This is a genomic window from Steroidobacter cummioxidans (assembly GCF_003104955.1).
In genome coordinates, this window is record NZ_LSRW01000041.1 from 1 (window position 1) to 26,898 (window position 26,898).

At 58.2% G+C, this 26,898-nt stretch carries 14 protein-coding genes; 2 read left to right on the plus strand and 12 right to left on the minus strand.

Translation table 11 applies throughout. The features are described from left to right. Positions 1–327, plus strand: a 327-nt coding sequence (locus tag D0550_RS19520; RefSeq protein WP_153067237.1) for an integrase core domain-containing protein, incomplete at its 5' end; no start/stop codon positions are given. A 254-nt stretch (positions 328–581) separates the two neighbouring features. After that, positions 582–1,922, plus strand: a complete 1,341-nt coding sequence (locus tag D0550_RS19525) for a hypothetical protein (protein ID WP_206606411.1) — start codon at positions 582–584, stop codon at positions 1,920–1,922. Positions 1,923–2,102: 180 nt separating this feature from the next. On the opposite strand, the gene D0550_RS19530 is transcribed toward D0550_RS19525, so the two are convergent. From D0550_RS19530 to D0550_RS19585, 12 genes are all read right to left on the minus strand, one after another. Beyond that, complete coding sequence (locus D0550_RS19530) at positions 2,103–3,179, minus strand: glycosyltransferase family 2 protein (RefSeq protein WP_161965932.1); 1,077 nt, start codon at positions 3,177–3,179, stop codon at positions 2,103–2,105. 543 nt (positions 3,180–3,722) lie between these two features. Next, positions 3,723–4,727 (minus strand): alpha-ketoacid dehydrogenase subunit beta, encoded by a 1,005-nt coding sequence (locus D0550_RS19535; RefSeq protein WP_116810879.1) that lies wholly within the window; start codon positions 4,725–4,727, stop codon positions 3,723–3,725. A 23-nt stretch (positions 4,728–4,750) separates the two neighbouring features. Beyond that, positions 4,751–5,746: a thiamine pyrophosphate-dependent dehydrogenase E1 component subunit alpha gene (locus tag D0550_RS19540; RefSeq protein ID WP_174842506.1), complete on the minus strand. Its 996-nt coding sequence runs from the start codon at positions 5,744–5,746 to the stop codon at positions 4,751–4,753. Between the two features lie 65 nt (positions 5,747–5,811). After that, complete coding sequence (locus D0550_RS19545; protein ID WP_116810880.1) at positions 5,812–10,377, minus strand: non-ribosomal peptide synthetase; 4,566 nt, start codon at positions 10,375–10,377, stop codon at positions 5,812–5,814. Further along, positions 10,374–15,623 (minus strand): non-ribosomal peptide synthetase, encoded by a 5,250-nt coding sequence (locus D0550_RS19550; RefSeq protein ID WP_161965933.1) that lies wholly within the window; start codon positions 15,621–15,623, stop codon positions 10,374–10,376. The genes D0550_RS19545 and D0550_RS19550 overlap by 4 nt, the downstream gene beginning before the upstream one ends. Before the next feature lie 1,401 nt (positions 15,624–17,024). Then, positions 17,025–18,887, minus strand: coding sequence for an aminopeptidase P family protein (locus D0550_RS19555; RefSeq protein ID WP_116810882.1), 1,863 nt, complete (start codon positions 18,885–18,887; stop codon positions 17,025–17,027). A 96-nt stretch (positions 18,888–18,983) separates the two neighbouring features. Beyond that, entirely contained in the window at positions 18,984–19,217 is a 234-nt protein-coding gene (locus tag D0550_RS19560) for a biotin/lipoyl-containing protein (RefSeq protein WP_116810883.1), read from the minus strand. Positions 19,218–19,254: 37 nt separating this feature from the next. Continuing rightward, positions 19,255–20,250 (minus strand): alpha-ketoacid dehydrogenase subunit beta, encoded by a 996-nt coding sequence (locus D0550_RS19565; protein ID WP_116810884.1) that lies wholly within the window; start codon positions 20,248–20,250, stop codon positions 19,255–19,257. A 13-nt stretch (positions 20,251–20,263) separates the two neighbouring features. After that, positions 20,264–21,244 (minus strand): thiamine pyrophosphate-dependent dehydrogenase E1 component subunit alpha, encoded by a 981-nt coding sequence (locus D0550_RS19570; RefSeq protein ID WP_116810885.1) that lies wholly within the window; start codon positions 21,242–21,244, stop codon positions 20,264–20,266. Between the two features lie 51 nt (positions 21,245–21,295). Beyond that, a complete protein-coding gene (locus D0550_RS19575; protein ID WP_116810886.1) occupies positions 21,296–22,696 on the minus strand; it encodes an MFS transporter in 1,401 nt (466 codons plus the stop codon). A gap of 84 nt (positions 22,697–22,780) precedes the next feature. After that, positions 22,781–24,259, minus strand: coding sequence for an aldehyde dehydrogenase family protein (locus D0550_RS19580; protein ID WP_206606412.1), 1,479 nt, complete (start codon positions 24,257–24,259; stop codon positions 22,781–22,783). A gap of 178 nt (positions 24,260–24,437) precedes the next feature. Further along, complete coding sequence (locus tag D0550_RS19585; protein WP_161965934.1) at positions 24,438–26,552, minus strand: TonB-dependent receptor; 2,115 nt, start codon at positions 26,550–26,552, stop codon at positions 24,438–24,440. Positions 26,553–26,898: the final 346 nt, after the last annotated feature.

The window sequence follows — 26,898 nt, forward strand, 5'->3', positions numbered from 1 at the left end:
CGCTTCGGCACACTGGGGCGCGTACCGGCGCCGTTCTTGCTTCGCTCGGATAATGGCCTGGTTTTCACGAGCCGCAGCTATACCGCGCTAGTGCGCAGCTATGGGCTTCGCCAGGAGTTCATCACACCGCGCTCACCGGAGCAGAACGGCATGGTCGAACGCGTGATCCGCACGCTGAAGGACCAATGCGTGCATCGTCACCGGTTCGAAACGCTGCAGCATGCAAATCGGGTCATCAGCGACTGGATCAGCTTCTACAACAACCAGCGGCCACACCAGGCATTGGACATGAGAACGCCCGCTGAGGCGTTCAAATTAGCAGCATGACCTGAGCAGAAATCGGTGGGTCATTACAGCCAGTCCCAGTACCAGTTTGCAAGAAACACCAGGGTCCATCTTAGCGCCCGATGCACCTTTACTCCCCCTGATCCGGGGATACCGCCCCGGTTGAACCAGTCTATCGATCACGCGATGACTTTGCGGGTTCGCCGTTGCTTGGTGCCGGGCCCACAAAGCGACTCTTGACCGATCAATGACACGGGTAGCGGAAGGTTAATCTTATGACGACCCGGCGAGAGTTCGTGAAGGCAGCCGCCGGGATCGGCGTGGCGACATCTATCTCGAGCGTCTTGGGCGCCCAGCCCGCCAATGTTCGTCAAGCAGCCCCACCCGATGCTATCGCCGCGAAAATCCAGATCGGTTCACGCATCCAGGCAGCTCATCCTCGCGAGGAAACCACGCTACGGCTTGGTGGGATGGGTGACAACTACCATATGACGTGGACCGCCGACGATCGGCAGCTCGTCGCCGTGTGCGATGGTCTCGGCTGGGTCGAAAATCCTAAGGATTTCTATAACAGTCGCCTCTACACCATCACGGATGGCCCCATCGATGCTCGGTTTCATGAGGTGGAGCACTACCCCGAGCTGCCCGGCCTTTTGAACAGCGAGAACATTGAGCGCTACTACGGATTCGGAACGATCGCACTGGATGGCCGGATCGTTCAGTTTCTGAGCACTCCGAACCACCAGTTCTCCCGCGACAATTTCGCTCCATGGCCCGATGCGCGCTTTGTCGGCGCGAAGCTCATATATACCAGCGACAAAGGACGTATTTGGCGCAACCAGGACGGCTCCACGCCGGTGACGTGGGAACGTTGGCAAGATCGATCAAAGAAGAACATGCTCTTTTATGAAGAGCACCAGGATGCATTTTCGCTTCTGTCCGTTCTGCAGATGGGCCGGGACTACCAAGCCAACAAAGATGGGTTCGTCTATGTCTATGCTCCGAACGGTAACACCGATGGCACGATGAATCAGCTGGTCATGTTCCGAGCACCAAAGTCATCCATCCATGATCGGACCAGATATGAGTTCTTCGCGGGCATTCGGCCGGGCGGGGCCGCCCGCTGGACCGCGGACATCGACGCGCGGTCCGTCGTGCACACGTTCCCCAGCGGTTGGGTCAACACATCCATCCATCCGTGGGCGTGGATGCCAAGCGTCACCTACAACGCGCCCCTTGATGTCTACATGATGGCTAGCTGGGGGATGGGCTGCGCACCGGATGGGAGTTGGTTCGGAAGGCCGAGCTATCTCGGACTTTGGGTATCAAAGAATCCCTGGGGAGCTTGGGCGCAGATTCTCGAAGATACCTCGTGGACGCCACAGAATGACGCAGGCGCGCGCGCTTTCGCCCCTCAAATATCTCCCAAATGGATCTCAGCGGATGGAAGATCGTTTTGGCTCGTCTGGTCCGACTTCAAGAAGACAGGAAGCGCCGAAGATTTCACTCACCTCGTGAAGACCGAAGGAACACACGCCACGAATAGCGCGGACACGGTGAAGTTCTTCAAGAAGCTAGGGGCGCTCATGCCTTACTACGCCTTGAACACACAGCGTTTCGATCTAGTCATCGCCTAGATCAGCTCCGTTTCTCGAAAAAAAAACGCTTCAACCCGCAGTTTCACACGTAGCGGCTGTGGTTCTCCTTCTTTCAGACACTCACATGCCGTACTCAGTCTTGCGCCAACAACCGTGCGAGCAGTGGCGGATTATATCGCCTACCCGAATGGAAGCTCGACAGTTTGGCTCAAGCGGCCGCTAAAGCCACTTGAATGCTCGCCAGTTTCGGACGTGGAAGGGACTCTGCCTCAGTGCTTGTAGGATGATCGCTGGTTCCCAGACGCCACGATACGGCCGGCGGAAAATCGAGTAGTAGAACACGAGCCAGGCATTCACCCCCGCTGCCGGTAGGAGCGCGATGAGGGCCGGGACAAGGGTATCGCGAACCCGACGACCAGGGAGAATCCACTGCCGGTACTCCCGCCAAGAGTAGGAACCTCGCGCGCGCCATAGGAACAACTCTCGGGCGTCTCGCCAACGCTCCGGGTCGCAAATTTTTCGTTTTGCCCAGTCAGCGAGCGGTAGCGACCACACGAGCGCCGGAAACTTGAGCATATAGGTCTCGAAGTAGGCCAACGAGAAGGTGTGCGTGTTACCACTTCGGTAGCTAACGAGAGGATCCACGATGATCCTGGCATCCCCAGGAAGGCGCTCTTGAAAGATCACGCCGAGAAAAATGAACATCGAACCATAGTACCGCTCCCTCTCGCGCGCGAGCCAGATCCCTCGCTTGATAACCACACTGCCGGCGTACGTCAGGCCATCGCCCATCTCGACGAACAACCGATCCGTGTCTTCGGGGGGATACAGACGATCCGATTCCAAATGGATCCACCGTCCCTGGACCACTTCGGACATCCCGAAATCCCGAACCTCGGCGTTGATGACGACGAGACTGACATCCGAGCCAATCGCTCCCAGCACCGCCGCGACGGCGCCGGACTTCAACAGATCATCATCCGCCATCAGCCAGCAATATTCTCCATTCGCCAGCTCCACGGCTCGATCACAGTCACGATCGAAGCCACTGTTCTGCAGTTGCCTGAAATAGCGCAAACGTTCACAACGCCGCGCATACTCCTTGACCACGCATTGCGTGTCATCGGTGGAGGCACCGTCCACGACGACGATTTCGCATTCGTCGGTCAGTTGAGCGAGGATGCTCTCGATCGTCTCGCCGATGAAAGCAGCCCGATTGAATGTCGTGATGCAGATCGATAACTTCGGTGCCGAAGATCGCGACGAGCCTACAAGCATACGGGTCCATCCCTTCAATCTCGACAAAGGTTCAGCGAGGTCGGCGCAAAGAATCGCGCGAGAGGAATAGCCTCGACGCGACACGAGTGAACCGGAGCTCTCCTAGTCGGCTTACGGGCCAAGCGCGCTATACGATGCACGCCCTGCTTGAAAGAAACCGTCGCGGCGCCGCCACACAAGCGCCTCAAGAGCGGGAGTACATGGAATGCTTGGCTCGCGGCGCGACGAAACTGCCAACGTCAGGAACGCCTTGCACATGCTCCCCGGCACTCATCGCCACGAATCGAGCGACATGCCAGCGCCACTTTCGACCAAGGGTGTTCGCGCGCGATTGACAAGACAGTCAAACGACCGAACCGCCCATCGCCTTCTCGACGACAGGATTCCAATCCTCCGCCCGAATCGTGCCGTGTCGTAACCGCGCGCCCACCACTGAATCCGGTCGCCGCGCGAGACGCGGATGCCACGGCCGACGCCATCGACCAGGAGTGCGGTGCCATGAGGAGAATGCACCATGGTACGTTCATCGTGTCTATTGTCCCCCGAATGCGAGCTGTCCGCTCATTGGCGCGAACTCCCGCGACGTTCGGTTCGCGTCGAGATCTGAGGGGCGCAGAGCTTACGAGCAGCGGCGGCGATGCTCTCCATGGTCGGGTACATCAACTGTTCAAGGTGGGGACTGAAGGGAACCGGGATATCCGGCGCGGTTAAGCGGACAATCGGCGCCTTGAGATACCCAAGCGCCTCTTCGGCGACGGTGGCCGCGACTTCGGCCGCGACGCCTCCGGTCCTCGGCGCCGGGTCGACGACCATCACGCGCCCCGTCTTCGCCACGGAGTTGAGGATTGTTCGCCGATCCAAGGGGACGACCGATCGTATGTCCACCACTTCCACCGAGATGCCCTCACGCTCGAGGACATCCGCGGCCGCCAAGGCGTGATGAACGGCCTTGGCGAGCGCGACGATGGTCACGTCGGATCCCGCGCGCTTGATATCGGCCACGCCCAGGGGAATGACATAGTCTCCATCCGGCACCTCCCCCATCAAACCCAACAGTGAGAAATCGTCAAAACACATAACTGGGTTCGGATCGCGAATCGCCGCCCTCATGAGCCCCTTGGCGTCGCGTGGCGTCGTCGGAACAATGATCTTTAGACCCGGAGCTTGCGAGAACAGCCCCCAGAGACGATCGGAGTGATGCGCCGCCAGCGCGACCGAATACACCGCCGGCGCGCGTATCACGAGCGGAACGCTCGCCTGACCGCCAAACATATATCGGCTTTTGGCCGCCTGGTTCACGATCTGATCCATGGCCGAGTAGAAAAAGGTGGAGCAACCACCCTCGATGACCGGGCGCATGCCCGTCAGTGCCGCTCCGATACCGGCGCCATAGAACCCCGTCTCGGAAATTGGCGTGTTTCGAATCCGCTCGAGACCGAACTCACCCACCGCGGCAGCATACGCGCCGCTCTGCACGTCCTGCCCCATGACGAAGACTCGCGGATCTCGCCGCATTTCCTCCAAGACAGCTTCCGTCGATGCATCGTTGTATGTGATCTGCGGCACGTGCTCATCCTCCGCGTGAATCGTCAGACGTAGACATCGTCGTGGAGCTCATGCGGTTCTGGCACCGGGCTCCTCTCCGCGAACGCCACCGCCTCATCCACCTCCGACAACACTTCCTTCCGCATCGTCTCGATCTCCTCGCGACTAAGGTGCCCGGCTTCCTCGAGTCGAGCGCAAAAGATCTCGATGGGATCCTTTTCTCTCCAGAGGACCAATTCGGATTCGCTTCGATAGGGGGGAGGATCGGCCGGCTCGCCAAACTCGGAATGTTCACAGTATCGATACGTCTTTGCTTCGACGAGCATTGGCCCAGCGCCACTTCGCGCTTGGGCGACCGCCATCGACACAACGTCGTACACCGCCAAAACGTCTTGACCGTCGACAATCACGCCAGGAATGTTGTAGGCACTGGCTCGCTGCGCGATATCGGCGACGGCCGTCGTCTGCGCTTGCGAAGTGTGAATCGCATACCCATTGTTCTCGCATAAGAACACGACGGGTAGTTTCCACACGCTCGCGAGGTTTAATGATTCGTGAAAGGGACCGCAATTCGCCGCGCCATCCCCGAAAAAGCAGAGACACACTTGATCCGTTCCGCGCAATCGCGCGCTGAGTCCCGCGCCAACCGCGACCGGCATCAGTGAACCGACGATTCCGGATTCGCCAAGGCTGCCAACGGAAAAGGCCGCCAAATGCATCGAGCCGCCTTTGCCTCGGCACACGCCTGTCTTCTTTCCGAACAGTTCCGCCATCAACGGCGGCAGTTCCGCCCCCTTGCCGATCGGATGACCATGCGAGCGGTGATTGCCCGTCATGTAATCGACAGCGCGCAATGCCATGCACGCGCCAACAATCTCCGCCTCTTGCCCGATGGAGTTATGCAGCACACCAGGCAATTTCGCTTCAACCCGAATCGAAGACGCGCGTTCTTCGAAGAAGCGAATCCTGAACATCCTCCGCAGCATCTCGCGCCGTTCCTCGTTCGGCGGCCACTCCACCCGCGCGTGCTCCCTTGCCATATTCATGTCAGCTCCTTGTCGAATACTCCTGGCTCGAGGCCCTGAAGCCTCTCCCGCCTCCGTTCTCAGCCCGCGCCTTCGCTCCGACAAATCTCGCAGGTCACGCCGTGGATCGATTCCGCGCATTCAGCTTCCATCGCGACGACCCGTCGCACGAACGCACCTAGCCAATCGTCGTTCATCGCCGGCACGACGATGCCCGCGCGCTCCAGTTCCTGCTGAGTGGAAGCACAATCAAGAATGGTGCCCGCGCCCTCCCTTCCCTGCCACTCCAGAAACGCTTGCTCATCCATGGAGAATGCATACTCGACGAGCGGCACCACGGGCAGTGACTGCCCCGCGCGGCATCGCCGCTTGACTTCAGCGATCCAGTCATAGAAAGACCTAAGTTCGAGAGGGGTACTCGCGATTTCGTTATAGCGCTCGAACAAGCCCTCGCTCATCTGCCTCGACGAAGAGAGGTGGAAGACACCGTCGCCTCGCGGATGCCGAGTCGCCAGAAGCACTACGGATCGCGCCACGCAATCAACGGGTATCGGAGGCACCGGATAGCGATAGTCTTTGATTCCACAACCGGACAATAGGGCACTTTTGAAGATGCGATACTCGCGCTGGAGTTCGTCGTAACGCCCTTTCCTCGTGTCCGCCCACACGAGGCCAAGGCGGAATATGTTGCAAGGAATGCCCCGCTCGCGGGCGGCCATGAAGATCTTTTCCGCGACCCACTTGCTCCCGGCGTAACCATTGGAGGCCAGATGTTTCTCATCGTCGATCGAGCTAGTTTCGTCCACCACTCGATGCGCGTCGGATGCGCCGAAAATGCTCAGCGTCGAGACATAGTTGACGAGCTTGGGTTTCGCACGGACCGCGAGCCGCAGCAATTCGGTGACCGACCGCACGTTCGCCGGCCTCGCCATCGCGTAGGTTTCGAGATGATTCATGCTGGTGGCGCAGTGATAAATACTATCGATATCCCGCGAAAGCGCTTCGTGGACATCGGGTTCAAGGCCCAGGCAAGGAGCTCGCAAATCCCCAGGGATCGCCACGATTCTTGACTCGAACCGTTCCTCCCACAGATCCCATTTCAGCAACGTCGCCTTGAGTCGAGAGAAGGCTTGGGAACTGGAGGGTGCGCGCACGAGGCAATGGACGGTCGCCGATGTCTCGTTAAGAAGCTGACTTAGAAGGAACCGACCCACGAAACCAGTGGCACCGGTCAGTAAGACGGCTCGCGCTGGAACACGAGGAGACTCTCCGTTCGCGACGATATCTGCCTCCAGCACCGCCTCGCGCGAAAGATCGATGAAGTTGTCCCTGAACACCTTTCCGCCGATCCGCGACGACAGATCCCTGATCGTTGGACTTCGATATACGTCGGCGACCGACAGTTCACAATCAAGCGCCTGGTTAATTTTGAACAATGCCTTCATGAGAAGAAGCGAATGTCCTCCAAGCTCGAAAAAGTTATCCAATCTACCGATCCGCCCGAGCCCCAGTAATTCTCTCCAGACTTCAGCCAGGACTTGTTCAACCTCTCCTTCGGGAGCCTCAAATTGGAGACCGCTCGACTCCGTCGGCATGGGGAGCGACTTGCGATCAAGCTTGCCATTCGATGTCAGCGGCATCCGATCGAGCACGACAAAGGCATTGGGCACCATATACTCCGGAAGCACCGCGCGTAGATGCACTCGCAATACTTCCGTGCTCGAGCGCGATTCTTCCGTCGAACCATCGAGAGTGACATACGCCACGAGCCGCTGCTCGTTCCGCTCATCCTCTCGCGCCATGACCACCGCTTCCTTGACCCTCGAATGGCGGGAGAGCTGTTCTTCGATCTCCCCCAATTCGATCCGAAAGCCTCGGATCTTGATCTGGTGGTCGTTGCGGCCCATGTAGTCGATGGACTGATTCGCTCGCCATCGTCCCAGATCCCCGCTCCTATACATGCGTGACCCCGGCTGCTCGCAGAATGGATCGGGAATGAATCGATCCGCCGTCAGCCCGGGTTGATTGAGATATCCGCGTGCGCCCCCCGCGCCACCAATGTGGATTTCTCCCATCACGCCGATCGCCGCGAACTGCAAGCTCTGATCCACTAGATACGTGCCAAGATCCGGCATGGCATTGCCTATCGAGCTCACTTGCCCGGACGCGATGGCATCCTCGGACAATGGACTGAAGGTCACGAACACCGTCGTCTCGGTGATACCGTACCCATTCACCAGACGCGGTCTACTCGCGCCGTTACGCTTCACCCAGGGTCGAAGGGCCCTCAGCTCGAGCGCCTCGCCACCAAAAATTACAAGGCGAAGCGAGTGTTCCTCGACGCGGCGCCCCTGAGCGTCGATCAGTTGCGCGAAGGCACTCGGCGTCTGATTGAGCACCGTCACTCGTTCTCGGCACAACAAGCTATACAAGTCCTCGGGCGATCGCGCTGTGAGAAGTGGGACGACCACAAGGCGTCCTCCGTACAACAACGCTCCCCACAATTCCCAAACCGAGAAATCGAAGGCGATCGAGTGGAAAAGCGTCCAGACATCTTGTCGATCGAAGTTGAACAACTTTTCGGTGGCCGAGAACAATCGAGTGACATTGCGATGCTCGATCATCACGCCCTTCGGCCTCCCCGTGGAGCCGGACGTGTAGATCACGTACGCGAGGTGATCGCATCGCAAGCCCAACTCCTGGGCGTCAAAATTGCTGGGTGAGTATCCCTCGATCCACGGCCAGTCGCGATCCATCGCGACAATCGCGGAGCCGGTCTCCGGCAACGATCCTGTCAATCGTCCCTGAGTCAAGACTATCTTCGGGGACGCCTCCGCGAGCATGTAGGCGAGTCGCTCGGTGGGATACGCTGGATCGAGGGGGAGATAGGCACCTCCCGCCTTTAGCACTCCGAGCACCGCCACCAGCATCTCCAAACCCCTTTCGAAGAAGACTCCGACCAAGGCTTCCGGCCCAACTTCCATGCCGACGAGATATCGGGCCAGCCGATTCGCTCGCTCATTGAGTTCGGCGTAGGTCAGTCGCTCGTCGTCGCATGTCGCGGCGATCTCGTGAGGCGACCTACGCACCTGCTCTTCGAATAGCTCATGAATCAAGGCGGTGCTAGGAAACTGTGCTTCCTTCGCTCTCGACATCGCTAACAATTGATCTCGCTCGCCCTGCCCAAGAAGCGGCAACCGCCGTACCGGGCAATCGGGATCCGCCACGATTCCTTCCAGCAATGTTCGAAAATGACCCGCCATTCTCTCGATTGAATCGCCTTCGAACAAATCCACCGCGTATTCAAACATTCCCGCAAGTCCATCGCGCCGTTCGCTCATGAATAGGGTAAGATCGAAGTGGGTGACCGCGCGCTCGACTTCGGTCCAGGACCAAGTCCATGTGAGCTCGGCCAGCTCCAAGCACGCGTCGCCTTGGTTCTCCATCTCGAGGGCGACCTGGAAGATCGGTTGTCGGGCTAGATCGCGGTCCGGATGCAGTTCCCTGACAAGTGCCTCGAAAGGCAAGTCTTGATGAGCATACGCGGCCAAGGTCACGTCCTTGACTTGGCTTAGCAGTTGGCGAAACGTGAGTTCGCCGTCCACGTCGGCTCGAAAAACGAGCGTGTTGATGAAGCATCCAACGATATCCTCGAGCTCGCGGCTCCTCCGACCCGCGACTGGCGCCCCGACAAGAATGTCCCGTTGACCACTCCAGCGCGCCAGCAATGTCTGATAAGCCGCCAGAATCACCATGAATAGCGTGGCGCCCTCGTGACGCGCCAGTTTACCCAGCGCCTCGGACACACTCGCGGACAACTTAAACCTCACTGTCGCGCCTCGGAAGCTTTCGGTGGCTGGCCGAGGCCGATCCGTGGGCAATTGTAGCTGCGGGGCCGCGCCGACAAGGTGCTCCTTCCAGTACCGCAACTGTTCTTCCAGCACTTCCCCTCGCAACCATTTCCGCTGCCAGAGTGCGTAGTCAACATACTGCAGCGGCGGATCCAGCGGTCGCGCGCCTCGACCCTCGGCGTAGAACTCATAGAGAGCGCCAAGTTCGCGAAACAACACACCCCAAGACCAACCATCGATCACGATGTGATGAATGGTTAACAATAGGACATGCCTTAGGGGCGACAACTTCACCAAGCACGCATGGAGCAGAGGTCCCTTCGCCAGATCGAACAGGCGATGCGCCTGCTCGGTACCTAGGCGACGCAACCGCGACTCTTTGTCCTCTTCGCGTAGCGCCGACAGATCCACCACCTCCAAGGCGAACGAACCTGGGGAGGCGACCACCTGGATTGGCGTGCCGGCGCGGATTTCGAAGCGCGTTCGCAAACTTTCATGACGACGAATCAGTTCTGCGATACCGCGCTCAAGCGCCACGGCGTCGAGGTTCCCATCCAACTTCGTCACCATGGGTACGTTGTAGGCCGCGCCTACGAGCCCAAGCTGTTCCAGGAACCAAAATCGCTCCTGGGCGAACGATAGAGGCAATGCCTCGCCTCGGTCCACGACCATCACCGGAGGAAGACGCGTCCGCTTGCTACGCGCCGTGGATTGATCGCGTAGCTGTTTGATTTGCGCCAGGGTCATGTGCTTCAGCGACTCGCCCGAATTCCCCTCGCGACCTTCCTCTGTCATGACGCCTCCATCGCGACTTCAGCAGCGATCTTTTGCAGAATAAACTTGCTCAGCCCCTCGACGGTCGGTGTCTCGAACATGACGCGGAGAGGAACCTCGACATCGAAGAGCTGCTCGATGTGCGTCACGGCGCGTGTCGCCGCGAGTGAATGTCCACCGAGCTTGAAGAAGTTGTTTTGGCGGCCGACTTCCTCCACGTGCAACAACTCCCGCCAAATCCGCGCCACCTCCTCCTCTACCTCTCCTTGCGGTGGATCGTAGTCGTGGCTCGCGTACGCACGCAGCTCCGGCGCCGGCAGTGCTCGTCGATCAAGCTTCCCGTTGGGCGAACACGGAAACTGCTTCAGGACGACATAGGCACTCGGGATCATGTGCTCGGGCAAGATCGGCCGCAAAAACTCGCGCAACTGATCCGCATCTAGCGCGCGTCCATCGACCGCGATGACGTAGGCCACGAGACGCTTCTCGCCGATGCCATCTTCGCGCGCGACCACCACCACGTCTCGCACTTGCTCATGGCCAGCAAGCTGCGCCTCGATTTCCGCCAGCTCGATGCGAAACCCACGAATCTTCACTTGATTGTCATTTCGACCGAGGTATTCGATCGAACCATCCAATCGCCACCGCGCACGGTCTCCCGTACGATACATACGGGAATAGAGATCATCGGTGAATGGATCTCCGAGGAATCGTTCCGCCGTCAGCGCCGGCCGATTCAGATAACCACGAGCGACGTTGGCTCCCCCGATGTACAACTCACCCACCACTCCCGTAGGAACCGGCTGGCGAAGCGAGTCCAATATGTAGATTCGAGTGTTCGATATCGGTTGGCCGATGGTCGGAAGCACGGGCCAATCATTCGGGTCCTCCGGCAATGTCAGCGCCGTGACCACGTGCGTCTCCGTCGGCCCGTAATGGTTGTGCAGTCTGCATCCCGCGAGCCGTTTGAAGAACATCGATATCTCAGGACTGATGCGCAGCTGATCCCCCGCGGTGATCACGTCATGCAAACTCGTCGGCGGCGTCCTAGCTCCCCCAAGACACTCCGCCAGGCTCTGCAGCATCAACGGCGGCACGAAGAGCCGTTCGACGCCTTGATTCACCAAAAACTCAAGAAGCGCTCGAGCGTCCTTACGGACTTCCTCGCGGGGCAACACCAATGTTGCTCCGGTGCACAGCGTGGAGAGGATCTCTTGGAATGCCACGTCGAAACTAAGTGAGGCGAACTGCAGCACCCGTTCGTCCTCCCGAGCCGCGAATGTCTTCCGGTGCCATTCAATGAGATTGACCATCGAGCGATGAGCCATCGCGACGCCCTTTGGCCGGCCCGTGGATCCAGAGGTGTAGATGACGTACGCTCGATTGGACGCGGTCACCCCACATTCATCGCGTGCCAAATTTTCCTTGGCGTACCTCTCTATCTTCGCCGGATTCGCGTCCAGGACGATAAGCTCCGCCGACATGGTGGGCAGAGCGGACCGCAGCTCCTTCTGCGTCAGCACGATGCTTGCACCGGCGTCCTCCAGCATGTACCGTAATCGATCGATGGGATAGCCAGGATCCAAGGGAACGTAAGCGCCGCCGGCCTTCAGGATTCCCAGCAGCCCAACGACCATGTCCACGCTCTTGTGGACAAAGATCGCCACCAATCCATCCGGGCGAATACCCTTCTCCATCAAACATCGCGCAAGTTGGTTGGCCTTGTTGTTAAGTTCCGTGTACGTAAGTGATCGACCGTCCTGCACGGCCGCGATCCGGTGCGGCGTGCGTTGCGCCTGATCCTCGAACATTTCTTGAATCAATTTCTCACGTGAATAGTTCGATCGGGTGCGGTTGAACACGTCGATGACTTGTTGTCGTTCCCGGTCATCGAGCAACGGCAGCCGGCCAATCGTCGACTGTGGCTGTCTCACCATTGCCCAAAGAATGGTTCTGAGACATCCAAGCCACGTTCGGATGGTCTCCGCGTCGAACAGACTAGTCGCGTAGTTGAGAAAACCGGTGATATCGTCCGCCACCTCTCGCAGCGACAGGAGAAGATCGAACTGAGCGGTGGTCAATGACACTTCTTCCTCCACCAAGCGCAAACCAGGCAGGCTTGACGTGGAGCGCGGTGTGTTCTGAAAAACAAACATCACCTGGAAAATCGGATTGTGGCTTAGCCGCCGCACCGGCTGTAGCGCTTCCACGACCTGTTCGAACGGCGCTTCCTGGTTCGTATACGCATCGAGCATCACGTCTCGGACACGCGAGAGCAGATCCTCGACTCGAGGATCATCTTCGAGTCGTATTCGCACCGCGAGCGTGTTCGCGAAGAAGCCAATCAAGTTCTCGAGTTCATGACGGGGCCTATTCGCCACCGGCATTCCCACGACAACATCCGTCTGTCCGCTGAGTCTTGAAAGCAAGATCGCCCACGCCGATTGCAAGGCCATGGCCAGGGTTAGATTTCGGCCACGCGAAAACTCCCTCAGCCGCGCGGTGAGATCCCGCCCCAAGAGGAATGGTTCGGTCGCTCCTCGATAGCTTTGCACCGGTGGACGCGACCGGTCCGTTGGCAACTCCAACATCTGCGGCGCACCGTGCAAGTGCCGCCTCCAATAACTCAACTGATTCTGGGCATCAATCCCCGCCGACCATTCCCTCTGCCATTGGGCGTAGTCGGCGTATTGGACGATGAGTGGTGGAAGTGGATCTGCTCGGTGTTCCCGATGCGACTCATACAATGTTGTCAACTCTCGGATCAATATTCCCGTCGACCAGCCATCTGAGATGATGTGATGCATGGTGATCAACAACACGTGCTCTTCTTCCGAAAGGCGAAGCAACAGAGCTCTGATGAGTGGTCCCACGCGCAGATCGAACGCGCGCCCGAGCTCCTCGCTCGCATGGGCCAGCACGCTAGCATCGCGCGGCTCGCGCGCAAGCTCGCTCAGGTCAACGATCCGAAGCTCCAAGTGGCCGCGCGGCGAGATCACCTGCGCAGGCTCGTCGTTCGCCTTGACAAAGGTCGTTCGCAACACCTCGTGTCGCATCACGAGCTCGTCGAACGCCGCGCCCAGCGCGTTGGCATCCACGCGCCCGTGAATCCGCAGCGCCAGTGGAACGTGATAGGCCGAGCTCCCGCCTTCCAACTGGTCGATGAACCAGAGCCGTCGCTGCGCGCCCGACATCGGCAGTGCTCCTATCGTATCCCGGCGCTGGACACCTGCGCTCGCTTCCCGCGCGCGGGCCAATTTCGCCCCGATTGTCTCAACGGTCGCGCCTCCGAAGAAGTCGGAAATGGACAGTTCAAGCCCGAGCGTGGCGGCTATTCGGGTGATCACCCGGACGGCCAACACGGAATCTCCTCCCAGCGCCAGGAAATCCGCTCGAAGACTTACTCGCTCCAAACCCAGCACCTCGCTCCATATCGAGGCGATCGCCATCTCCGTCTTGGTTCGCGTCGCCACGTATTCGATCGGCGCGCCTCGCCTGCCCGCCGCGAACCGATCGACTCGCGAGACGATCTCCGGTAGATGACTTAGCGCGTACGCCGCCTCATGCCAGTCATGAGTCGGGGTCTCCGAGCGAACGTGTTGCGCGGCGACCAGCCGGTGCTCCGATTCATCGACTCGCCAGTCGACAAGCGCGTCCGTGAGCGGCTCCTCGGCGCGCTCCACGGGGATCTTGAATAAAATCTCGCCGGCATCGCTGTCTGCGATCTCGCGAAATCGTCCGAAGGTCCCGTCAAGAAACATCCGCGCCGGTGCGTTACGCGTGGTCGGCCGATAGCTCATCAGGATCGTCGTGCGCTGCTCGCTCCGTGCCACTCGCGCGAGTTCGTTCACGACCCACCCTTCGACGCCTCTACCGAGTGCACGACAGCTCAAGACGAATGTATCCACGCGAATCGACGTGGGCTCGCGACGAAACAGCACGACGCCCACGAGCCCATAATCCCCATAGCGATCTCGCACGTGAACGACGAGGCATTCGAATCCGCCTTCCTCGCAGAGCGTCGCGATCTCGCTCGCGCCTCGACGAATCGTCGTGAGGTTGAATTGATTCGTCCTTGATATCAGCTCCGCCACTCGATCCAGCTGGCCTGGTTTCATCCCCGCTATGTTCACCTTCAGTTCAAGTGAGGCAAGGAATCGCTTGAGGTCCCCCGATTCCTCACGCGCCTTGGCACGCGCGTTGTTCTCCCTGTACTTTCTGGTACGTTCTCTCGCCTCCTCCGTGACGCCAACCCGATCGAACGCCCACGCGTGATCTATAAAGTGATCGATCTCCTCAGGTTCCTGAGGAAACTGCAGAGCGAGCACGCCCGGACAGTGGGCACGCACCTCGGCGCATTCCAGAGGGCTGTCGTCTATTAAGATGAAGCTGTCCAACGAGAGATTTAGCTCCTCGGCGAGAGAAACTAGATTGGATGACTTGGCCGACCAGTTGATCCGCGACGAGACCAGATGCTCTTCGCGCAGCGCCATTTCCTCGCGTCCTTTGAACACTGCTTCGACGTCGCTCTCATTGTTCTTGCTACACAAACATAGCAACATTCCAGAATCGTGCTGACGTACCAACATCTGCTGAAACCGAACGTGCGCAGGCGATACCATCACGCCTTCCGCACCAACTTCTCCACAGATGCCTTTCCAGAGTGTGTTGTCGCAATCGACCGCGATCACCTTAAACTGCGGCTTCACACGTGCTGAGACTTGCCGCGCTATGAAAGTCGCCAGTGCGACGAAGTATTCATTTGTGTAGGGGATATGGCCGATTCTGTCGGCGAGCGAATCCTCGTGCCGATCCAGGGGGTACAATCGAATCACGTCAGCATGAGTCCAACACCACACACGATCCAGCGTGTGGAGCCGCCCGAGGAGACAGCGTTGCGCCTCCTCGAACACCTCGCCATATACGCTCATCGCCCGATTGGACGACGGACTAAAAACCAAGAATGTCGTGGCACCGGTTCGCGCCGCCACATCCTCGAACGCGCACACCAGATCGATCACGGCTCGACGTACCTGCTCGATGTTTCCCTCGAAGCTCTCGCTCGCTCTGTCGCGTATCCAATCTTCCAGGCGAATCAGTACGACATTGAAGCCACCATTGTTTGTTCCAATTGCGCTTCTTGAGTTCAGCAGTTCCTGCATGAGTTGACCATAGGGCGCGATCGTGACGTCTCCACGGATGCCAAGCAGATCCAACCAGAACTCAAGCGGCACACGGAGCGGGTCCGCGGTGAAGGTCGACGCCACTACGATCGATCGTTCCCTCTGTGGCCGTGTGGAAGGCTCGTTCGGTCGTGCCTTCAATCCATTCGAACTGGAATGCGGATCGTTCAGTCCGAGATTGGTCGGGTTCCCTGCAGTCATCGACTAAACCTCTCAGGTGCATCAGCATCATGATGCGCCGCTGGATTGAACAATGGGACAGCGTTGAGCCACGTAAGGTCGACGTGCTCTTCACACTGCCTCATCGCCCAAAAAAATCCATCCGAAACCGACTTCCCGTCGCATCGCTCGTAAGTGAGCCGGTCTGATTCCGAAGGTCTTGAAGCATCGCTTATTTCCTTGTTGCGCAGCCGTTCACGCCACTGGCATTCGCGCCGGAGTCTTGAACCAACAGGCACGATGCGAGAGCACCGATCTAATGGCAACTCCGACCGTCCAGCATTCAATTGGATGCGACCTCCGAGGAGTTCATTAGAGGCGACTCGCGTTCTTCCAGGCCAACAACGTATCGCCAAAATTCGGGGAATGCTTGCTCGCACGCGAACCCTAACGATGGTCTAGTTGGTCACAGGGCACAACTTGGATCCGGATCAACCCGCCCACCGGCATCTTCTAATCAGTGCCCGCGATCTCGCACACCCGCCAGCTTCGCTTCATCAGCGTGGCACTGATCTATATTTGTTGATGTTTCGTACGGCGCAGCTGCTTTCTCGCTGGCAATTCTGGAGCTTGAGTTTTTCCAAACTAAGTCGTGACGTGATAATGGATTGAACCGAAACCACGCGTCGTCACGTCGCTAACCCTTGGCGATAGAATTCGGGCCGTCCGGTCAGGGGAAGGATGCTCGGCGACAGAGGAAATCCATCTTTCGCCACTAGTGCCGAGGTTAGTCTTGTAACTGACATTTGAATATCGGCGCTCGCGACGCGACCGCCGCTATCAATGCGCGCAAGTGCCGGGCGTCGCGCGCGGTTGGTGATCTCAATTCATACTCTTTGGTATATGGATCGAGGTCCGAGCGTGAACGCCAGCGTTCGCTCGCACCCGCGGCGGCTTAAGAATATTCTGCTCCAGGTTCACGCAGGAGGTCTTCGACCAATTGGCCCATTGCACACGTGCGGAATTGACGGGATCCGTGGCGCCACGCATGCCTGCATTTTTGACCAGAATATTTAACCCCGGCCGTGAGGGCCCTGCGAGTTCTGAACGATCTGATCTCATCAAACCCCGTCGCACACATCCCGCTCGAAGAAAGTGACGCCGCATTCTGCACCCTTCGATCGGCCAATCTTGGCACAAATCTCGATCGTGACTACGCGAGCGCCTTCGAAGCAAAATGCTGCACGGATTTTCCAAGTCCGACTGCGCCGTCGGTGATCTGGGCCGTCCTCCCCACCAGCCGATGCATTCAATCGCTCCACAGCCTCAGGCGCCGACGGTCGGTGGAACCGCGCTCGACTTAGCACTCGCGCCATGGGAGTCGGGAAACCCACCCGCTTGGATGAAGACGCCGACGAGTTGGCGGAGCCACTCAAGCGAGAGTGCATCGAGCATCGGCTCGAGATCACGTAGCACGGTGCGGTGATAATCGATCAGCCACTGCCTCTCCGAAAGCGATAGACGATCAAAATCAACGAGACCAGGATCGATGGGAAGGCGAGAGATCGTTTCGAATTCCAAGAAGTTAGGAAGGTGTGATTCGACCACGGCCAAGTGGCTTTCGATCCTCAATCCGAAGTCTGCCTCTGCGTAATAGCCAGGCTCGTTGGTTATGATCATCCCCTCTTCAATCGGCACCATCGTGAGCGGTCCAGGGTCGCGGCCTATGTAGGGTCCTTCGTGAACATTGAGGCAGTTGCCCACGCCATGTCCCGTGTTATGGGGAAAGTCCATTCCTTCTCTCCAAAGCGCCTGCCGCGTGATCGCGTCCAATCGAAATGCAGGAATGCCCGCCGGAAAGCGCGTTGTCGCGAGAGCGATGAATCCCTTTAGCACCAGGGTGTGAGCGAGAACATGCTTCGCCTCCGGGGTGCCTACGGCCAGCGTGATGGTGTTATCCGTCGTCCCGCCGGGATACTGCCCCCCGGAATCAATCCAGAAGAGCGGGTGATCGTTGAGCTTCCGCGAGACCGACGCGCGCGGAATATAATGTGGCTGCGCTCCGCTTGGCCCAGAGGCCGACATAATCGGTGCCGAAGCCCCCTTGTAATCAGGATGCTCGCCGCGCAGGTCGTCAAGCTTTTGCGCCGCCTCGAATTCGGACACGGCACGCTGAGGAACGACGCGGGTAAGCCACGCCATGAACCGCACTACGGCCGTAGCGTCGATTATGTGCGCGCGACGAGCAGCCTGCAGCTCTGCGGGATGCTTGCGCCAGCGACGACGGGCCACGATCCCATCGTCGCGCCATATTCCCACTTCCTCGAGAATCGCTGCGATCGCCGCCGACGTCCGACGCAGATCGGTGCCGATAGATCCGTGCCGCGCGACGTCGCGGATCGTCGCAGCGATCGACTCTGGCGGCAGGATGGTAATGTCTTCCGCACGACGAGCCACAACGTCCACGGCGATTCGGTCGGCGTCGACGAACCAGAAGACCCGCCCATCTTGTCGCACGAGCGCGCTGCTGGTGCAGGACGGCACGACATGCCAGTCCCCTACCTCCGTCTTGAGTGCTACGTCCGCGGCCCGCACGTTGAGCAGCCATGACACATCCTCGGGATCGGGCACGAAAAGCGCATGAAGGCCGGTGGCCTGGAGATGGTCCACGACAGCAGCACATTTGGCCTGAAATGTCTCGCCGGCATAACGGACGGAGTAATCGATGATCTGTGGTCGGTGAGCCGCTGGACGCGCTTCGGACCAAAGCTGATCGATCGGATTCTCGGAGAGCATTTCAAGCCCGAATCCAAACTCCGCGGCCAAGCCCTGCCATTGCGTCACCTCCGTTGGCGAATGCAGCCGTGGGTCGAGACCGAGGCGTGAGTTTGGCGAAAGCAATCGAGTCAACCAGCCTCGCCGGGCGGCCAAGCTCGTGGGCAAGATTTCGATCTCCGCTTCTCCGACATCTTCCGTCGCCTGGCGCAAATATCGCCCATCCAGAAAGAGGACGGCCGCTTTGCGCAGGATGACCGCCAGCCCAACCGACCCGCGAAAACCGGTCGCCCAGAGCAGGCGTCGATTGGCTGCTGGAGGAAACTCGCTGAGAAACTCATCCGTGGACGGAACTATCAGCCCAGCGAGATGACTGTCTCCCAACCATCTCTGAATCAAGTCAAGATTCTTCAAGCATGCCTCACGTGTACGTCGCCACGCTTAACTTCTCCACGCTTCGTCAACATGCTTCGTTGACGCTCGAGATCACGCGGCACCTGACCATGACCTCTAGTCGATCACCGCAATCTCACTATTGACAGCCGCTGTCTCGCCCTCGGCCAACAAGAGTTCGACCAGGATGCCGCTGACTGGCGATTCGACCTCCTGTGTCGCCTTGGCTGTTTCGATTTCCACGAGAGGCTCTCCCTTCTCGACCTTTTCGCCCACCGACTTCAGCCAACGAGTGACGGTTCCTTCCTCGATTCCCATGCCCCACTTCGGAAGCACGACCCTGGTACTCATGAAACACCTCCGACAAATGCATCGACGACGCGCCTAGTCAACAGCAGATCTTCCTTACGCCCGCCACGATGTCGTCTTTGGTGGGAAATAGCTTTGCCTCGAGCACGGGACTGAACGGAACATGCACATCGGGAGCACTAAGGCGGACAATTGGCTTCTTGAGGCTCTCGAACGCCTCTTCGCAAATCGTCGCCGCGATCTCAGCACTCACGTTCGCGATGCGATGCGCGTTCTCCACCAGCACTAAACGGCGAGTCTTCGCGACCGAGCGGATGATGGTCTCCATATCCAAGGGCTTGAGCGTCCGAGGATCGATGACCTCCGCGGATATGCCTTGCTCCGCTAGGCTCTTGGCGGCCTCAAGCGCATGCCGCATTGCGCCGGCAATGGCGACCACCGTGACATCATCGCCCACTCGCTTCACGTCAGCCCTCCCTAGCGGCACAAGATGATCGGAGTTCGCTGGCACCAACCCCTTCACAGGCCACAGTTTCGTGTCCTCGAATATGAGGACCGGATCATTGTCTCGCACCGCCGACTTCAATAGCCCCTTCGCGTCCGCAGGACTGGTCGGGCAGATGATCTTCAGTCCCGGCACGTTCATGAAGAGCGGATAGGGCCGGTCGGAGTGCTGGGCGGCAATCGCCGCGCCATAGTACATACAACACCGAAACACGATTGGCACTTGAATCTGACCGCCGGTCATGAACCGAAGCTTCGCGGCTTGGTTGATAATCTGATCCGAGGCCAGATACATGAAGCTAGCGATATTAAGATCCACGATTGGGCGCAGGCCCGTGATGGCCGCTCCGATGCCCACGCCTGTGAAACTGGTCTCGGAAATGGGCATGCTCCAGATACGGCTGGAATCGAAACGAGCCACCAATTTCCCTCCTCCGTATACGGCGATGTCTTCGCCCATGAGGATGACGCGCTCGTCCCGCTCCAGTTCCTCGATCTGAGCCTGAACTATCGCCTCCAAGTAGGTCATACGAAGCACGCTGTCGTCGGTACCTTCTATTGCGGCTGACATTACGAGCTCCAGGCTAAGGAATCGGTTGGCTATGCATGAAGTCGAACAATGTTGCGGGATCGGGCGGCAAGCTTTCTTCCGCGAAACGAATCGCGTCTTGAACCGCGTCCGCGATCTCATGTTCGATCATCGACAGTTCAGACTCACCGAAATCGTTCGCCAGGAGAATCTTCCGGAATAGAGCGAGAGGATCTCGCTGCGTTCGGTGTTCCTCGACTTCATTCGACGAGCGATAGGGCTCACCTGGAACGAACAGGCCGACTTGGTGCTCATCGAACCGATACGTCTTCGCCTCAATCAGCGTCGGCCCCTCACCGCGCCGCGCTCGCCCCACCGCGTCGATCGTTGCTTCATAGACTGTGCAGAGATTCTGCCCGTCGACGAAAACTCCTGGCATTCCATATGCAGGCGCTCGTTTCGAGATATGTGGTTGCCCATGACTGCGAGCGATCGAGGTCGTAATTGCGTACCCATTATTCTCACACAGGTAAATGACCGGCAACTTCCAGAGAGATGCCATGTTGAGGGATTCGTGGAAGGTTCCTTGATTCACCGCTCCATCGCCGAAAAAGCACAAACTCACTTGGTCGGTGCCTCGAACCTTTGCGCTTAGACCACACCCGGTCGCCAGCGGAATACCGCCGCCCACGATCGCCGACTCACCGATAATTCCCACGCTATTGTCCGCTAGATGCATCGATCCACCACGGCCCTTGCAAACACCCGTCTCCTTACCCATGAGCTCTGCCATAAGCGCCTTCAAGTCCGCGCCCTTGCCAATGGGATGACCATGAGAGCGATGCGTGCCAGTCATCGCATCGTCGTCGCGAAGCGCCATGCAGGCCCCCACTATGGTGGCCTCTTGACCGATGCTGGCGTGGAAGGCGCCGGGAATCTTCCCCGCCTTGAAAAGCCGAGTTCCTTCCTCCTCGAACCTTCGTATGCGCAGCATGCGACGATAGGCTTCGCGCTGTTGCCAATCGGACAAGGGCATCTTCAAGACCTGCCTCCTTTCCCCAGTCAGTTATCAAACCCAGTTGGGCGGTTACGCGCCGCTCCGGAGCAAGCGAGACTCAAGCCGACGCTGAATAGTGCGATGCCGCTGTCTATCGATCGGCGTACGAAGGACCAGCAGCAAGCACACCAGCGCGCAACACGCCGGCAAGACGATGAACCCGAGCTGAAGCCCCCATATCGCGGAGGCGCTGTGGATTGCATCCTCAGTTCGGAATCCAAACTCGCCAGCGATTCCAAGCGCCAAACCTCCCCCAATGCCGAGTGATACCTTGAAGAGCAGGTTTAGAATCGCAAAGTACGTGGCGCCTCGATCGACCCCAAATTTCAACTTCCCGTAATCCACGATATCTCCCATGCTGGACACCGCGGCCACATCATTTGCGGTGAAGCATAGGTTCGCAAGAAACACCACCAAGAGCGCCATCCACCAAGGATCGCCCGGCGCGATCCAGAGCGTTCCCAACAGTTGACAGCCAAATAGCGCGACGCCCACCGCCCACGTGGTGGCCTTGCTTGTCCTCTGAATCAGCTTCAGCCAAAGCGGAGTCGTGAGTATCGAGGCAACCGTCGCGAGCAAGAATATTATCGCGACCTGCTCGCCCATTCGCAGATAGCTGTCTAGATAGATATAGACGAGGCCAAACCACATTCCGTAGCACAGCGCCCCGCAGCTGACCGCAGCGAAGTAGAGCAGCAACGGCTTGTTGTGAACAATTGATTGGAGCAACAATCGGACGCTGTCTTCGCGTACTGCCTGGATGGGAACACCCGCCGGCGCGCCGAATAGCGCCCACATGAGCCCCGGTACTGTCACGACCGCTCCCACAAGCACCGCGACGCGTAGAACATCGGGCGTATAGGCGGCCGAACTGAAAATTGGCAACAGGGGCAGAGCGTAGAAAGCCGAGATACCGACCTTCGAAAGCACGTTACGAGCGCCATATACCCGCGCTCTGACTTGATAATTCAACGTGAGTTCGCTTCCCCACGTTAGATGAGGAATCTCCGAGACAGCGAAGGCGAGAAAGTATGCCAATGAGCAAATCAGGTAGTACGTCGTCGTAGTTGGCGCTGGCGGAGTAAAGAGAAAATAGCATGCGACAATGGCGCCTATCCCTCCGACGATCACCCATGGTTTTCGGGATCCACCAGCCGCCCTGTGCCGGTCCGACAGGTAGCCCACGGTCAGATCGCTCACGCCATCAAACAAGCGAATAGACAGAAGCACGCCGGCGACCGAGGTCAACGTTAAACCAAAGTACGTCGCGTAGATGCCCGGCAAGATGCTCCACATGGGGATGTAAAAGAAATACGATCCCATGACGGGCGCGGCGTATGCCCAGATACCTGCACCGCCCGCCTCGGGCGAAGCGTCGCTCTTCGGCCGTATCGTTTCATCGCTTGCCGTTTCCATCGATGCACTTGCCATGTCTCTATTCCTTGAAGATCAAACCAAACACGGTATCAATTCCCGCCGCTACTGCGTGCAGCGCTCTTCTGGCGCACTCCGCACCTAGCTGTGATTGATACATACCAGCTGGCGGCGCAGATAGCTTTCCAAGCCGGCGAGCCCCCCTTCGGTGCCAACCCCAGACTGACCGGCAGGCTCAAAAGAACACGCGTGACCGCCTCCCTCTCCGGTCGGCGCGTCGGCATTGATGAGCACCGAGGAGCGGATACCTTTTGCCATTCTCATCGCGGTTGTTATGTCGGTCGTCCACACGTAGGCCATGAGTCCATACATCGTGCTGTTGGCGATACGGATCACCTCCGCGTCATCCTCGAACGTGGTCACTGATAACACAGGCCCAAAGATTTCCTCCTGCGCTATGCGCGCCCTAGGCGATACATTGCGAAAAATGGTAGGTTCGACAAAGTACCCGCCCGTCTCCTGAAGCACAGCGCGCCCCCCCACAACCAATCGCGCTCCCTCTGCCGCCGCCGTTTCAACGTAGCGCATGATTTGTTTGCATTGTCTAGCCGACGCGACGGGGCCGAAAGTCGTGGACGGGTCCAAGGCATCGCCCATCACGATCTGTTGGAAAATGGTTGTGAGTTTCTCCAACACTTCACCCTCTATTGATCGCTGCACTAGTAGTCTCGAACCAACTGTGCATATTTGTCCCTGGTTGGTGAGCAAGAGCCTCGCGATCGACTCACTCGCGGTGTCGAGGTCCACACCATCGTCGAAGACAATCTGCGGCGACTTGCCCCCGCACTCGGCTAACACCAATTTCATGTTCGATTGTCCGGCATATTCAAGCAACCGCTTGCCGACGACCGAGGACCCGGTGAAAGCGACAACGTCCACATCCATGTGCAATCCCAACGCTTTGCCGACCGTCTCTCCCAAGCCCGGCACAACATTCATGACGCCAGGCGGAAGGCCAGCCTCCAATGCCAGTTGCGCCAGCCGCATGGCGGACCGTGAAGATTGCTCGGAGGGTTTCAGTACGACGCTATTTCCAGCAGCAATCGCGGGAGCGATTTTGACCGCAGCGCTGTAGACCGGAAAATTCCAAGGCACGATCGCCGCAACAACCCCGCGTGCCACGCGACGCTGCGTGACGAAGCTGTTCTTATCGGTGCCATACACATCGCCCATGACCTTGTCAATCGCCTCAGCGTGGAACCGCATCAGATCGGCGGCAACGCTAGCACTGGCAAACCGCTCCCGAACCGGTTTACCCATTTCAGCGGCGTCCAATGCATCAAGCCTCACGGCTTCGGCCGCGATCAGGTCGGCGAACCGATGAAGCACCCTCTTCCTCGTCATGGGAGTGGCGTCAGCCCACGCTCCAGCGTCAAAAACGCGGCGCGCCGACGCCACCGCGCGATTTACATCCTCTTCACAGCCAGCTGGAATGGTCAAGCAATGCTGGCCGTTCGAAGGATTGACCACCTCGACAATACCTTCGCTCGCGGATATCAAGGGCAGGCCATCAACGAATGGGCCCATGATGTTGTCAGTAGTTTTCGCGCCTCGATTCACGACTAATCTCCACACCTAGGCGCAACACTGCTGCGAGCCTCTGCGCGGCTCCAAGCCATCATACGGTGACCCGCTTGTGCAACGTGAGGCCAAGACTTATTGATTCTCTCTCAGGGACCTCTATGTCGTCAGCGGTATTGGTATGCGTTGACCTGAATAGCGATCACGCTAGAAAACACTAGAGGTGATACTCGATTTGAAGCCCGATACTCCGTGGACGCATGCGCGCGCTCCATTCTGCGATTCCATCCATGGACGGAGGGCCGCCCCGCTCATTCGAGAGGTTGTCCCCAAGCAGCGTGACTGTCCATTGATCGTCGGCTGACGCGATTGCGAAGCTTGCCCCAACAATCGACAGGGCATCCCCTGCTGTTCCGTTGTAGGATTGCTTAGAAATGTGATTCGCCGACGCTGATAACGAGCCTCTCAGGCCAGTGCTTCCGATGGCAAACTCATATCCTGCAAATATTCCAGCCGTATATTCTGATGAATAGTTCAGACGGCTACCTTTCAAGAGCCCCGTGATCGACGTTACATCTTGATCTAACTTCAAGTCATTCCAGCTAAGGTTGAGCCCTAAACTGACACCTTCAATTGGCCGCGAAGCGACACTTAAGTCGACACCAACCCCGCTTGCAGCCCCAATATTCCTAAGTAGTCCATATGGTACGTTTTGCACTATCACCGTCTGAAATTGTTGCACGTCATCCCACTTGATGTAGTACACCGCGCTATCGAAGTAGAGGCGACCATCCAACGCGTCTGCCTTTGCACCGAGTTCATAGTTGTTCAATTTGTCCGGGTGCAGCGCACCTAGCTGAGGCGCCGTAGCAGGCGCAGGACCGCCGCTACGAAAACCTTGTCCATATGAGCCATATATTGTGATGCTCTTGGCCGGATACCACGTCAACACCGCGCGTGGCGTCGTCGCCGAAGAAATGAATCCATCCACGCTCGGCAGTGGCTCGTTCAAAGTACCAAAGCCATCGCTCGACTGCCGATCCCGGAAACTCCGCAGACCGAGCGCCCACTCGAATTTATCATCACCAAATCGCCGACCGAACTGGCCAAATATTGCATATGATTCGGATCTGGCACGCGTTCGGATCGGATATAAAAACATTCCTGGAATGTCCGCAGAGTAAGTGATTGTCTCGTCCCTCAGCAAAGTACCAACGCTCCATTTCCATCGCTCCGCATCGTTGGACCTCACCAGTAGCTCCTCCGAAATAACTCTATTGCCGAGGCTTGTTACGGTATGCACGTCCAAAGCAAACGGGGTAAGGCTGACAAGCATATTGGTCTGTTGATCAATGTAACTCGTTGTGCTTGACAATAAGAAAGAAGCGAAGTCATAGGCTATACTGAATCCGTAAATATCATAATCCGTGGCCATAGGTTCCGGATCGTCATACGAAAGGCGACCAGCTTCATCCGCCTTCGATGGTCCGGAATAGTCTTGACGCGAACTCCATGCGGATACACCTACCGCAAGCTTCTCCAGCGGCTGAGCATTCAACTTGACACGGTATGTCTGCAGTTCCGCCCCGTTGATGTCTTTCCTGTTTGGACTATCTATCCAGCCGCCGATGTCTTGATAGCCCAGAACGGCTCGCGCCCCTAGCTTTCCCTCGATGAGGGGGACATTGATTGCCGCGTCACCGCGATAGCTGCCATCGCCCCCATCGGTGGTCTGAGCGGACACGCGCCCCTTAAAATCCCATCGTGTTAGATTCGCGTCCTGCGTTAGCACTCGCACCAATCCGCCTACGGAGTTCACCCCGTACAGTGTTCCCTGAGGGCCGCGCATCACCTCTATCCGTTGGAGATCATAGACATTGGCATCTGGAAGGAGTGAACCACCGGTCCCATTCAGCGGCACCGAATCAAGATAGTAGCCCACGGGGCTGGCGCCTCCTTGATACGGTGCACCGGCGGCTACCCCTCTTATTCCGATGTGGCTGGATCCACCATAGTAGTCCGTCGCCACTACGCCTGGGACTTGGTTTAAAGCCTCACCGACCCCCTGGGCGGACGACTTGCCGAGTTCAACGCCGCTTAGCACCGAGATCGAGATCGGTACGTCCTGAAGATTCTCTTGCCGCTTCTGAGCGGTGACGACAACCTCTTCCAAAGTACCGCGTCGTGAACTGGTTGAATTTAAGCTTCGTGCGTTCTCCGCAGCATGAACGTTCGGTTGATCCGGCGCCGCCACAACGTTTGTCTGCGCGAAAGCAGGAAACGCGAGGCTGGCCGCGCCAGAAATGAAGAGCCAACGTGTAGTAGTTTTCATTATTATCTCCGCCCTTCTGTATCGAACAGTTCGACAGAAACGCTGTATCACTGGACAGATCGGCTCCTTAACGAACCTGACCCCTTGGGCGATGAGGTCCGCCTTCTTCGACTGAGACGTCGGGCACCGTCTCAGGAGCATTCCGGTGCCTCGCAAGCCCGCCTACGTGGTCTGTCGACGCCGACTGCACTGATCACCCGCTGGAGTGAGCGCGTCGAGTTGGAGCGCGAACCCAAGGCCGATGCCGCGGACGGACCTGCATCCTTCAATCGATCGTGGCAGTTAATACTGCTAGCACTCACGACCTCAGGGCGTTGGGCGCCTTTGCCTGATTGGTTCTATGACA